The sequence below is a fragment of the Yoonia sp. I 8.24 genome, assembly GCF_022096995.1.
In the GTDB taxonomy this organism is placed as follows: domain Bacteria; phylum Pseudomonadota; class Alphaproteobacteria; order Rhodobacterales; family Rhodobacteraceae; genus Yoonia.
Map to the genome: position 1 here is coordinate 278879 of NZ_JACXGQ010000003.1, position 13082 is coordinate 291960.

Consider the following 13082-nt stretch of genomic DNA (forward strand, 5'->3'; position numbering starts at 1 on the left):
CATTAATATGCTTTGCGTCAAAATCATCTTGTCAGGATAGGTTTTGTCTGTTTGGCTTGCCCTAACGACAGGCAGGTTAAGGAGTAGAGCCATGGTTACCCCCGAAGAGGTACTGGCGTTTTGGTTGGACGATTGTGCGCCCGCGGATTGGTATAAGGCAGATCCTGCGTTGGATGCGCAAATCCGCGATAAGTTTTTAGAGACATGGCAAGAAGCGAGCGAAGGCGCGCTTGGGCTATGGCTCACCTATGCGACAGGGACTTTGGCCTATATTATCCTGACCGATCAGTTTCCGCGCAATATGTTCCGGGATCAAGGCGATGCATTTTCAACCGACACCGTGGCCCGCGCGGCGGCAAAAATGGCGATTGATCGGAATTGGGATTTGAAGATTGACGAACCCGCGCGGCAGTTTTTCTATCTTCCTTTGATGCATTCAGAGTGTTTGACGGATCAAGATCGCGCTGTGCGCTTGATCCACGACCGGATGCCTCTGCATGGGTCCAATAACATCGATCACGCTTGCGCGCACCGTACGGTGATCCGTGATTTTGGACGGTTTCCCTATAGAAACAATGCATTAGGGCGCGAAACGACCCCGTCAGAGCAGCGGTTTCTAGATGCTGGTGGATATGGTGCGGCCTATCAAACGCAGATCAGCTCGAACGCTTAAACCACCATGCATGCATCAAATGCCCGATATGCCCCAAGGTCACTAGAGGTCCTTGAGGAAATAGTTTAGTGTTGAACTAATTTCGGAATTGGAGGACCTGGCATGGCCGCGAAGAACTTTGACATGATCGTAATTGGCGCGGGGCCGGGTGGCTATGTTGCCGCTATCCGCGGTGCGCAGCTTGGGCTGAACGTCGCTGTGATTGAGCGTGAAAATCTTGGTGGGATTTGTCTGAACTGGGGATGTATTCCGACCAAGGCGCTATTGCGGTCGTCCGAAGTGTTCCATCTGATGCACCGCGCCAAAGAATTTGGTCTGTCCGCCGAAGGTATCGGTTATGATCTTGATGCGGTCGTGAAACGCTCGCGCGGGGTGTCCAAGCAGATGGAAGGCGGCGTAAAGCACCTTCTGAAGAAAAACAAAGTCACCGTCATCATGGGCGAGGCAACAATCCCGGCCAAAGGCAAGGTCACGGTAAAAACCGACAAAGGCACCGAAGAGCTGACCGGCAAAAACATCGTGCTGGCCACAGGCGCACGCGCGCGCAATCTGCCGGGGCTAGAGGCCGATGGCGACCGCGTTTGGTCCTACCGCCACGCGCTTGTCCCGCCGCATCAGCCAAAGAAACTGTTGGTTATTGGGTCTGGTGCCATCGGCATTGAATTCGCAAGTTTCTATAATACGCTTGGCGCTGACACGACCGTTGTTGAGGTTATGGACCGCGTGCTGCCTGTTGAAGACGCCGATATCAGCGCCTTTGCGAAAAAGCAGTTTGTGAAGCAAGGCATGAAAATCCTTGAAAAATCTGTGGTCAAACAGCTTGATCGTAGCAAAGCCAAGGTTGTCGCCCATATCGAAACCGGTGGCAAAGTCGAGAAGCAAGAGTTTGATACGGTGATTTCCGCCGTTGGGATTGTCGGCAATGTCGAAGGTTTGGGCCTAGAGGCATTGGGGGTGAAAATTGACAGGACCCATGTTGTTACCGATGAATTCTGCCGCACGGGGATCGATGGGCTTTATGCGATTGGCGACATCGCGGGCGCACCTTGGTTGGCACATAAAGCGAGCCACGAAGGTGTCATGGTCGCTGATCTGATCGGTGGCAAACATGCGCATCCGGTTAAGCCAGAAAGCATCGCAGGCTGCACCTACTGCCACCCGCAGGTCGCGAGTGTCGGATACACCGAAGCGAAGGCAAAGGAATTGGGATATACCGTAAAGGTCGGCAAATTCCCCTTCATCGGCAACGGTAAAGCCGTCGCACTTGGTGAACCGGAAGGCATGATTAAGACCGTGTTTGATGCCAAGACAGGTGAATTGCTTGGTGCACATATGGTTGGTGCCGAAGTGACCGAGCTGATCCAAGGTTATGTGATCGGCCGCCAGCTTGAAACCACCGAGGAAGATTTGATGAACACCGTCTTCCCGCATCCGACCCTGTCAGAAATGATGCATGAAAGCGTGCTGGATGCTTATGACCGCGTTATTCACATGTGATTTGTGACCTGATCTATTTGATTTGGTCGTAAAAAAGCCCCCCGCAATGATGATTGCGGGGGGCTTTTATTTTGGGTTTATTCCACCGTCAGCGGGATGGCGGCAATTGGCACGCGGTCTTGCTGGATGAAATATTTGATCAGGTAATCACCGGGCTCTTCGGGCACGCGTACGGTGACTGGGTTGCCATCTTGGGTGTATGCATATGTTTCCCATTGATCACCGCCTGTGGCGCCTGCGCGCCCAATTGCGATGTAGTCATTCTCATAGTCAGGTCCATCCCAGCCGACGGTAATCTCGGTACCCGCCGTTGCGGTGGCATCTGCCACCAATTGGGCTTTCACGTCAGTAACCGTAATCATGGTGGATGCCAGCATGGTCCGATCTTGCTGTGCAAAATAGCGGATCATATAGTCACCCGGTTCCGCAGGAATGAGCAAAGATGCGGGGCTGCCATCTTGGGTGTATGCATAGTTCTGCCATTGATTGCCGCCAGTTTCCCCGAGCTTGCCAATCCCGATATAGTCGTCATCGTAATCGGGGCCCGTCCAATCGACGGCAATGGTTGACCCCATCGGGGCTGTTTCAGGGGCGGTTACACCGGCCTCAACCTTGGTCAAGGTAATTGTCGTGCTGGCGACAACCACCCGGTCTTGTTGCAAGAAATAGCTGATGACATATTCGCCCGGCTCGATGGGCATTTGCAGCGTGCCTTCGCTATCGGCTTGGACATAGATGTAGTTTTCCCATGCCTCGCCTCCCGACGCCCCCACTTTTCCGATACCGATATAGTCGTTGTCATAGCCTGGGCCATTCCACGACACTTGAATATCTGCGCCCGCAATCGCTTCTGCTGGGGCGGTCACTGACGCTTCGGCTTCTGTCAACGTAATCGTTGTTGTTGCCAGTGGCACCCGGTCTTGAGAGACAAAATATGTGATGACATATTCCCCGGGTTCAGCGGGGACTGTAAGCGTCGCTGGGCTGCCTTCGCGTGTGTACGTGTAGCTTTCCCAAGCATTGCCGCCCGTAGCGCCCACTTTGCCAATGCCGATATAATCATCGTCATAATCAGGTCCTGACCATGTGACTTCGATACCAGAACCGACAATCGCCTCTGCAGGGGCTGAAACCTCTGCCAAAACATCCGTAACCGTGATCGGAACCGTCGCCATTTTTGTGCGATCTTGGCTAAGGAAATAGCTGATTTCGTAGTCGCCGGGTAGCGGTGGTACACGCAGCGTCAGCGGGTCACCGTCACGAGTATAGCTGTAGTTTTCCCACGCGTTGCCGCCTTCTGCCCCAACAAGCCCAATGCCAAGGTAGTCGTCACTATAGTCCGGCCCAACCCAAGCGATAGTGGTATCTTCACCAGCAATTGCTTCCGTAGGGGCTGTGATTGTGACATCAACAGGGGTCAATGTGATCGGAGAAGCCCCCAGCATTTCGCGCGTTTCACCATCAAAGTAGCCGATCAGGTAATCACCAGATTCGGGCGGCATAAGCAGCGATATCGGATTACCATCGCGCGTGTAGGCATAGTTGTCCCAAGCGTCGCCGCCTTCTGCGCCGACTTTTCCGATGCCAATATAGTCGTCATCGTTATCGGGGCCATCCCAGCCCACTTGGATTGTTGCGCCAAGCGGGGCCTCTTCTGGTCCGATAATCGTTACGGGCACTGGCGTGACCTCAATTTGTTTGGTGGCAAGGATCGTGTTGCCCTGCTGCATCCGGTAGCGGATTTCATACATGCCGGGCGTGATCGGCAGTGTCAGTGTCGCGGGATTGCCGCGACTGGTTGGGACGGGGCTAATGGTGCTGGACCCGCCGTCTTGCGCCATCAAAATCATGTCGCCTTGGTAATCGGGACCAGTCCATTCCACAGCGATTTCGCTGCCAATCGCGCCTGTATCTGGTGCATTCAGCGTCGCAGTCGCAGGTGTCACAAGGATTGTAGTGCTTGCCAAGAATTCGTTTGAACCGTCGCGCAGAAGATAGTGAATGTCATAAGTGCCTTCGACCGGGGGCATCCGCAAATTCGCAGGTGTGCCAGTGTCGGTTTGCGCGAAGGTCAATGTCCGCGTTTCCCCCGGCGCTGTGATGATGATTTGATCATTCTCGTTGTCCGGCCCGGTCCAATCAACCGGGATGGTTGATCCTGCCACGGCAGTTTCTGGCGCGCTGACTGTCGCGGTTGGCGCGATTTCAGGGAAAATAACGGTGACAGCCACATCATTGGCACCGGTCACATCGACCGTTGCCGAGGCTTCGAGCTCGTCAATGATCCGGTAGGCAGCGGCCGTTGTTGCCCCTGCAAACAGATCAACAGTGAATGGGTTGCCTTGTGCGCCTTCGACAATCACCCCGTCTTCGTTGCGGATGTCCCAAATGATCGGATCTGGAACCAAGAGCCCGGCATTATCGCCAATCCGGGCCTCAAAAACGCCAGTGATTGCGACCGGGGCGGGCTCCATCACCATAGATGCCATCGCGAGGTCCAGCTCATCTGCGGTATCAGCAGTTAGAAACTGCCCACCGGTCTCTTCGGCGATACATTGCATCTGCGCGAGCGCTTCGGGATCTGAGACATCAAAGCCAACCACATGCGCGGTGAAATCAATGCCGGCCTCTTCTAGAAGGCGGGCAGCGGCGCATGGGTCTGGGTTACAGGTCTCAACACCATCCGAAACCAAAATCACGGTTGCACTGTCTTCAGTATAGCGCAGTGCCTCGGCAGCGGCGATCACCGCATCGGTCATAGGAGTCTTGCCCAATGGCTTAATGCCGTTGACCGCCGCAACAATTTCATCTGCGGTACCGGGAGCGGGGGCAACGATGGTCTCGATATCTGTGCAATTGCCACGTTCGCGGTGGCCATAGACTGTCAGGCCAAGCCCTTCATCCGCAGGAAAATCGGACAATAATTCGGAAACAACCTCTTGGGCGATGGTAATTTTTGCAACGTCATCAATCTGGCCCCACATCGACCCAGACCCGTCGAGCACCAAAATTGTATTGGGTGAATCTTGTGCAACCGAGGCCGTTGCAAGCGTTGCTGTGACGAAACATGTAATAAAACTGCGCATAATATTCCCTTAAATGACGGTGGGGCAAGTCAATCATAACTCGCATGCGGTTCAAAGGAAAATACGCAAAAAGCCGGAGAAACAGAAAACGCCTAAGAAAGCGGCAATTTGATTGCCCCGTCTAATCACGGGCTAGTTGTTTCTAAGTTTGTGATAATTTGACATATTGTTGACGAATTCGCTGCGCAAAGTAAATTCACCAGACGCTATTATCAGTAACGCTATTTCTATTTCGTGGTGCGTTTGAAGTTATTATTATTAGACCTACAAGGACGAAGACCCATGAAACCAGTTAACCATCTACGTGGCCTTTTGATGAGTACCGGGGTGGTGCTTGGCGCAGCGATGCCAGCCGCCGCGCAAGAGGCTTGCTCTTCTTACACAGTGCAGCGCGGAGATTCTCTCAGCGGTATCGCGCGTGAAGCTTACGGATCGATCAGCTTTCAGGCAATTTGGGATGCAAACCGCACGGCCATTGGGCCGAACCCGAACGATATTTCCGTAGGTATGCGCCTCAACTTGCCGTGTGAAGACGGAACTTTGGCATCGACGACACAGGTATCAACCGCACCAGCAGCACCGGTTTCAACCGGTCTTAGTTCCTTGCACCTGATTACCGGCTCTGACTACCCGCCCTATACCGACGAAGATCTTGAGGGTGGCGGCGTATTCACACAGTTGATGGACGCTGCAATGGCAACCGTTGACACCGAATATCAGATTACATTTGTGAACGATTGGGGCGCGCATTTGCCTGTGTTGCTTCCAAGTGGCGCGTTCGACGGCACCTTCCCATGGTTGCGGATCGACTGCGAAGATCCAACATTGGCCGATGCAATGCAAAGCCGCTGCGACGAATTCCTGTTTGCCGATCCGGTCTATGAAATCGTGACAGGTCTTTTTGCGCGCACAGGCGACAGCTTGGCGACATCTACTGATGCAGCGGCATTGATGGGTAAAACTATCTGTGTGCCTGATGGTTACGCGACAGTTATCGCGAATGCTGCTGGCCTAACCAATGAACAGGTTAACTACGTCACTGCGGAAACACCGGAAGGTTGTTTTGATGATCTGGTCGCAAGCAGCATCGATGCTGTTGAAATGGAACTGACGCAGGCCGATGATTTGATCGGAACTGCCGGTATCGTTGACCAAGTCGCGCTTAACCCTGAAATTAATTCGGTTCTTGCGCTGACTGTTTACGTGCACAAAGGCAACCCGGATGCAGAGCTAATTGTTGAAACAATCAACAAAGGGATTGCGAATATCCGTGCTGACGGCACTTGGTTTACGACTGTGCGCACAGGTATCGCCGCCTATTACGAGCAATAATTTAGACACAAATACAGTGTTGTTTCAGGGGCGGCTATCATAGCCGCCCCTTATCTGTTTATCGGTCGGGTGACAAACGTCGACTATCACAGTATGTTCGTTTAATGTTCTTACTTTTCGGTTGGAACATTAGATGCTCTGGACTATCTATTGGTTAACAATCTCTCAGGGGTCCCCATGGCAGAGCTAAAGAACATCGAAGTCCGCGGCGCGCGCGAACATAACCTCAAAGGGATCGACGTCGATATCCCGCGTGATCAGCTTGTGGTCATTACGGGGCTGTCCGGCTCTGGCAAATCCTCGCTTGCGTTTGACACGATCTATGCCGAAGGGCAGCGGCGCTATGTCGAAAGCCTGTCGGCCTATGCGCGCCAATTCCTTGATATGATGGAAAAGCCCGATGTGGACCACATCAGCGGCCTGTCCCCAGCGATTTCGATTGAACAAAAAACGACCTCTAAGAACCCGCGCTCGACCGTTGGGACGATCACCGAAATCTACGACTATATGCGTTTGCTTTTTGCGCGTGCGGGTACACCGTTTAGCCCGGCGACGGGACTGCCGATTGAGGCGCAACAGGTGCAAGATATGGTGGATCGGGTGATGGCGCTGCCAGAAGGGACGCGTGGTTATCTACTGGCCCCGATCATCCGTGACCGCAAAGGCGAATACCGCAAAGAATTTCTAGAGCTGCGTAAGCAAGGGTTTCAGCGGGTGAAAGTGGATGGTGAATTCTATGAATTGGATGAACCGCCAACATTGGATAAAAAATTCCGCCATAACATCGATGTTGTCGTCGATCGGATCGTCGTGCGCGAAGGGTTGGAAACCCGGCTAGCAGATAGTTTCCGCACCGCGCTTGATCTGGCGGATGGGATTACCGTGCTTGAAACCGCCCCGGCTGAGGGCGACCCAGAGCGCATCACATTTTCAGAGAACTTTGCCTGCCCGGTGTCTGGTTTCACCATTCCCTCGATTGAGCCGCGCTTGTTTTCTTTCAACGCGCCCTTTGGGGCCTGCCCAAGCTGTGACGGTTTGGGGGTCGAACTCTATTTTGACGAAAAACTCTGCGTGCCGGATGCGACGTTGAAAATCGCGGATGGGGCGATTGCGCCTTGGCGCAAGGGCAAGTCGCCCTATTTCTTGCAAACGATTGAGGCGATCGCCAAGCACTATGGCTTTAACAAAAACGCGCGTTGGAAAGATCTCGATCCTAAGATTCAAAACGTGTTTCTGTATGGTTCCGGCAAAGAAGAAATCAAATTCCGCTATGACGAAGGCGGCCGGGTCTATCAGGTCGAACGCGCATTCGAAGGTGTGATCCCGAATATGGAACGCCGCTACCGCGAGACTGATAGCAACTGGATCCGCGAAGATTTTGAACAATACCAAAACAACCGGCCATGCGGCACCTGCGAAGGGTATCGCCTGCGTGCCGAGGCTTTGGCCGTTAAGATTGGCGGTTTGCACGCAGGGCATGTGGTGCAATTGTCAATCAAGGATGCATATGATTGGTGCCTGTCGGTGCCAGATCAACTGAGCAAACAAAAGAACGAAATTGCCACTGCGATCCTCAAGGAGATCCGCGAACGGCTTGGGTTTCTCAATAACGTCGGGCTGGAATATCTGACGCTTGCGCGCAACTCTGGCACGCTATCGGGCGGGGAAAGCCAGCGGATCAGGCTGGCCAGTCAAATCGGATCGGGTCTGCAAGGCGTGCTTTATGTGCTGGATGAGCCTTCAATTGGGTTGCATCAGCGCGACAATGATCGGCTGCTGACGACGCTCAAGAATCTGCGCGATCAGGGGAACACGGTGATCGTGGTCGAACATGACGAAGAAGCGATCCGCGAGGCTGACTATGTCTTTGATATTGGACCGGGGGCGGGTGTACACGGCGGGCAGGTGGTTGCCGAAGGCACCCCGGCTGAAATCATGGCGAATGAAGGCTCAATCACCGGGCAATATCTGACCGGAACCCGTGAAATTGCGGTGCCTGTGAAACGGCGCAAGGGGAATAAGAAAAAGCTGACAGTGGTAAAAGCCACGGGCAACAACCTCCAAAATGTGACGGTTGATTTTCCGCTCGGGCAATTTGTCTGCGTCACCGGCGTTTCGGGCGGCGGGAAATCCACGCTGACGATTGAAACCCTGTTTAAGAACGCTTCGCAAAAGCTCAACGGGTCGCGTCAGGCCCCTGCGCCCTGTGAGACAATCAAAGGATTCGAACATCTTGATAAGGTGATCGACATTGATCAGCGCCCCATCGGGCGCACGCCGCGATCCAACCCCGCGACCTATACAGGCGCCTTCACCCCGATCCGTGATTGGTTCGCTGGCATGCCCGAATCCAAGGCGCGTGGCTATAAGCCGGGCCGCTTTTCGTTCAACGTCAAAGGTGGGCGCTGCGAGGCCTGTCAGGGCGATGGCGTGATCAAAATCGAAATGCATTTTTTGCCGGATGTCTATGTGACCTGCGAAACCTGCAAAGGCGCGCGCTATAACCGCGAAACGCTAGAGATCAAGTTCAAGGGCAAAAGCATAGCGGATGTCTTGGATATGACAGTCGAAGATGCGCAGGCGTTTTTTACGGCTGTGCCCTCGATCCGGTCAAAGATGGACGCGCTCATGCGCGTCGGGCTGGGGTATATTAAGGTCGGTCAGCAGGCCACGACGCTTTCAGGTGGTGAGGCGCAGCGGGTCAAATTATCAAAAGAACTCGCGCGGCAATCCACGGGCCGCACGCTATATATATTGGATGAACCAACCACGGGCCTGCATTTTGAAGATGTGCGTAAACTGTTGGAAGTGCTTCATGAATTGGTCGATCAAGGCAATTCTGTTGTGGTGATTGAACATAATCTGGATGTGGTAAAAACGGCCGATCATATCATCGACATTGGCCCCGAAGGCGGCGATGGCGGCGGGCAAGTGGTCGCGACCGGTACCCCGGAAAAAGTCGCCGAAAATGCGGGTAGCCACACCGGGCGCTATCTTAAAGAGATGCTCAACCCCAACCGCGTCGCGGCCCAATAGGCGGCGCGTTTTCGCACGTTAGCGAAAAATTATGAACCTAGGTGCATAAGCAAATTCCAGATACAAAAGGATGATGCTGTGCCAGGACAAAAACTTGGGGTTGTTGTGATTCATGGCGTCTGGAGCCAAGCTGGCGATTTGCCGATTGATTCCAAAATGCCGAGCTATTCAAAAGGCATGGCCAAACGCGTTGTCCGTAAGTTGGGTAAGCGCGCGGAAGATATCGTCTGGAGAGAGGTGTCTTGGGCCGATATCCTGCAGCGCCGCCAGCGCGAATACCTTGACTTGATCCGGGACAAAACTGGTCATGACCCGGCGCGCGCCTTTATGCTTTCGGCGCTGTCTGACGCCGCGTCTTATCGCAAGGTAACCGATGGGTCCGCGGCAATTTATGAACAGATTCATAACCGGGTTGAACTGACCATGCGCTCGCTCGCCGCTGAAATTGGTCCAGACGGTCCGATACTGATCTTGGCGCATTCGTTGGGGTCACATATTATGTCGAACTATATTTATGACTTGCAGCATTTTGCCCGAATTACCGGCGAACAGCGCTTTGAAACCGGACTCGAAAACATGCAGACCGTCGCTGGGTTCATGACATTTGGATGCAATATACCGGTGTTTCTTTTTGCGCACAGGCGCGACAGCATTGTCTCGATTGATTATCCGGGGGCAGGCCTTCCAGATCATCAGCAAATCGCGCCTTGGTGGCAAAATTTCTATGACAAGCAAGATGTGCTTGCCTATCCGATGGGGCCGTCGGCCCCTTGCTATTCAAAGATGGTCGCAGATCGACATTTGCGCGATGTTCCCATGCATTTGGGCACAACAGAGGTCGCGCAATGGGACCCTATGCGGCACGGCGCCTACTGGGACGATCCTGAAATGATCGCCCCAGTGGTGCATTATATTAACAAGTTCTTTGACGCGCCGCCTATTCCATCGGCTTAAAGTTAAACTCGCCGCCTTCTTTGATCCCTGACGGCCAACGCGATGTGACTGTTTTGGTGCGTGTGTAGAACTTAAATGCATCGGGGCCGTGCTGGTTCAGGTCGCCAAACATGGATTTTTTCCACCCACCAAAGGTGTGATAGGCCAATGGCACAGGGATTGGCACGTTGATCCCAACCATGCCGACGTTGATCCGGCTAGCAAAATCGCGCGCCGCATCGCCATCGCGGGTAAAGATCGCGGTGCCGTTACCGTATTCATGGTCCATCGCATAACCAATTGCTTCTTCGTAGGTTTTCGCACGGACACAGGATAGAACGGGGCCAAAAATTTCTTTTTGGTAGATGTCCATATCCGTGGTGACGCGGTCAAACAGATGAGGACCAACAAAGAATCCATCTTCATAGCCTTGTAGGTTGAAATTGCGGCCATCGACCACGAGTTCGGCACCTTGTGCGACGCCCGTTTCGACCAAGTTCAGAATGTTTGCTTTTGCGGCGGCGGTCACAACAGGACCGTAATCAACGTCTTTGCCTGAAGTGTACGGGCCGACCTTAAGTGCCTCAATCCGAGGGACCAGCTTTTCGACCAAACGATCAGCGGTTTCTTCGCCAACGGGGACAGCAACCGAAATCGCCATGCAGCGTTCGCCGGCCGCGCCAAAGCCTGCACCAATCAGCGCATCCGCAGCTTGGTCCATATCAGCGTCAGGCATGATGATCATGTGGTTTTTCGCGCCACCAAAACATTGCACGCGCTTACCATTGGAACAGCCACGCCCATAGATATATTCGGCAATCGGGGTCGAGCCGACAAAGCCAACAGATTGGATCACATCGTGATCAAGGATCGCATCAACAGCTTCTTTATCGCCATTCACAACTTGGATGATACCTACGGGCAGGCCCGATTCTTCAAGCAATTCGGCCAGCATTAATGGCACCGAGGGGTCACGCTCGGACGGCTTGAGAATAAACGCGTTGCCGCAGGCGATGGCCGGAGCAAACATCCACATCGGGATCATCGCCGGGAAGTTGAACGGGGTGATGCCCGCGCAGACGCCCAACGCTTGCTTCATCGAATACATGTCGATGCCGGGGCCAGCTGCGTCGGTGAATTCACCTTTCAACAGCTGTGGCGCGCCGATGCAATATTCCACAACCTCTAGGCCGCGCTGTACGTCGCCCGCAGCATCGGGCAGTGTTTTGCCGTGCTCGCGGGACAGGGCCTCGGCCAGTTTGTCCATGTCACGGTTCAGAAGATCAACGAATTTCATCATCACACGGGCGCGGCGCTGCGGGTTCACCGCGGCCCAAGAGACCTGTGCTTTTGATGCGATTTCAACGGCTTGCGCCATTTCATCTGCATTGGCGAGCGGCACTTTGGCCTGCACTTCGCCGGTGGCGGGATTATAGATATCCGCGAAACGGCCAGATATGCCTTTGACGTGCGCGCCGCCGATGTAGTGAGTCAGTTCTTGCATGGAAACCTCCGTTGGTTGGCGCCTGTTTAGCCTTGCATTTTTCAACGTAAAAGAATGAATATGTCAAAATCATTTTGCAAAAATGTAGGTATATATTGGAAAACTGGGACGACATGCGGGTGTTTTTGGCTGTGGCCCGCGCCGAGAGCCTCACGGGGGCTGCGCCGATTCTAAAGATGGACCCGGCGACGCTCGGGCGGCGCATCGCGCGGCTAGAACGGTCTTTGGGTGCCGCGTTGTTTGTGAAATCCCCACAGGGCTATGCGTTGACGGATTTGGGCGAACGCATGCGCGATCGCGCGGCGGAGGCAGAGGCCCATCTGATCCTTGCTCGGGAAACGGGGCAGGGGGCGTCGTCGGGGCTGAGCGGGCAAATCAGGATCGGTGCGCCCGATGGGGCCGCGAATTTTCTGCTGCCGCAAGTCTGCGCCGCCGTCCAGGCAGAACACCCTGCGCTTGAAATCCAAATCCTGTCGTTGCCGCGCGTTGTGAACCTGTCGCGCCGCGAGGCGGATATGGCCGTCACCGTGAGCCCGCCCGCGACCGGACGGCTGAGCGTGCAGCGCATTTCCGATTATAAATTGCATCTGGCAACGCGCCAAGATGGACCGCAAATTGCCCGGCGTGCAGATCTGAATGGGCAGCCAATTGTCGGCTATATTTCTGATATGATCTTTGACAAAGAACTGGATTATCTTGGCGAATTGGGGGCCGATGGGGTGCAAATGGCATCGAATTCGGTCGCGGTGCAGTTGCAGATGCTGCGCCAGTCTGGGGTCGGGATCGTGCATGACTTTGCCTTACCGTTCGCACCCGAATTGCACCGGGTCTTGGTCGACGATATCTCATTGACCCGGTCGTTCTATTTGGTGCGGCATACGTCAGATCGGCAATCAGAGCGGCTGAATAGCGTGGCGGATGCAATTATGAGCGGTATTCAGGCAGAGATAACACGCCTTGAGGGTATCGCCCGCTTGACAGATGCCCCTGTGATTTGACAGCCTAGCAAAACGCAAGCCGC

General features: G+C 54.1%; 8 protein-coding genes. 6 read left to right on the plus strand and 2 right to left on the minus strand.

Translation table 11 applies throughout. The features are described 5' to 3' along the window. Window positions 1-91: 91 nt before the first annotated feature. Together Yoon_RS07160 and lpdA are read left to right on the plus strand one after the other, a co-directional pair. Window positions 92-673 carry a DUF924 family protein gene (locus Yoon_RS07160; protein ID WP_238111430.1) on the plus strand — a complete coding sequence of 194 codons (582 nt, stop codon included), beginning with the start codon at window positions 92-94 and terminating at the stop codon, window positions 671-673. A 102-nt stretch (window positions 674-775) separates the two neighbouring features. Further along, window positions 776-2170, plus strand: coding sequence for a dihydrolipoyl dehydrogenase (lpdA, locus tag Yoon_RS07165; RefSeq protein WP_238111432.1), 1395 nt, complete (start codon window positions 776-778; stop codon window positions 2168-2170). 77 nt (window positions 2171-2247) lie between these two features. Here lpdA and Yoon_RS07170 read toward each other — a convergent pair whose 3' ends face one another. Continuing rightward, entirely contained in the window at window positions 2248-5256 is a 3009-nt protein-coding gene (locus Yoon_RS07170; protein WP_238111433.1) for a VWA domain-containing protein, read from the minus strand. 282 nt (window positions 5257-5538) lie between these two features. Here Yoon_RS07170 and Yoon_RS07175 point away from each other — a divergent pair, with 282 nt between their 5' ends. The 3 genes from Yoon_RS07175 to Yoon_RS07185 all read left to right on the plus strand — a co-directional run bounded on the left by Yoon_RS07175 (window position 5539) and on the right by Yoon_RS07185 (window position 10578). After that, window positions 5539-6588: a transporter substrate-binding domain-containing protein gene (locus tag Yoon_RS07175; protein ID WP_238111434.1), complete on the plus strand. Its 1050-nt coding sequence runs from the start codon at window positions 5539-5541 to the stop codon at window positions 6586-6588. A 177-nt stretch (window positions 6589-6765) separates the two neighbouring features. Next, window positions 6766-9624: an excinuclease ABC subunit UvrA gene (uvrA, locus tag Yoon_RS07180; protein WP_238111435.1), complete on the plus strand. Its 2859-nt coding sequence runs from the start codon at window positions 6766-6768 to the stop codon at window positions 9622-9624. 78 nt (window positions 9625-9702) lie between these two features. Continuing rightward, window positions 9703-10578, plus strand: coding sequence for a hypothetical protein (locus Yoon_RS07185; RefSeq protein ID WP_238111436.1), 876 nt, complete (start codon window positions 9703-9705; stop codon window positions 10576-10578). On the opposite strand, the gene Yoon_RS07190 is transcribed toward Yoon_RS07185, so the two are convergent. Then, window positions 10562-12061, minus strand: coding sequence for a CoA-acylating methylmalonate-semialdehyde dehydrogenase (locus Yoon_RS07190; RefSeq protein ID WP_238111437.1), 1500 nt, complete (start codon window positions 12059-12061; stop codon window positions 10562-10564). The genes Yoon_RS07185 and Yoon_RS07190 overlap by 17 nt on opposite strands. A gap of 95 nt (window positions 12062-12156) precedes the next feature. Here Yoon_RS07190 and Yoon_RS07195 point away from each other — a divergent pair, with 95 nt between their 5' ends. After that, on the plus strand, window positions 12157-13059 hold the full coding sequence (locus Yoon_RS07195) for a LysR family transcriptional regulator (RefSeq protein ID WP_238111438.1): 903 nt from the start codon (window positions 12157-12159) through the stop codon (window positions 13057-13059). The last annotated feature ends 23 nt before the right edge of the window (window positions 13060-13082 follow it).

Bases quoted from the DNA above. Each gene is read 5' to 3' on its own strand.
- Yoon_RS07160 (WP_238111430.1), top strand. From the start codon at position 92: ATGGTTACCCCCGAAGAGGTACTGGCGTTTTGGTTGGACGATTGTGCG.
- lpdA (WP_238111432.1), top strand. From the start codon at position 776: ATGGCCGCGAAGAACTTTGACATGATCGTAATTGGCGCGGGGCCGGGT.
- Yoon_RS07170 (WP_238111433.1), bottom strand. From the start codon at position 5,256: ATGCGCAGTTTTATTACATGTTTCGTCACAGCAACGCTTGCAACGGCC.
- Yoon_RS07175 (WP_238111434.1), top strand. From the start codon at position 5,539: ATGAAACCAGTTAACCATCTACGTGGCCTTTTGATGAGTACCGGGGTG.
- uvrA (WP_238111435.1), top strand. From the start codon at position 6,766: ATGGCAGAGCTAAAGAACATCGAAGTCCGCGGCGCGCGCGAACATAAC.
- Yoon_RS07190 (WP_238111437.1), bottom strand. From the start codon at position 12,061: ATGCAAGAACTGACTCACTACATCGGCGGCGCGCACGTCAAAGGCATA.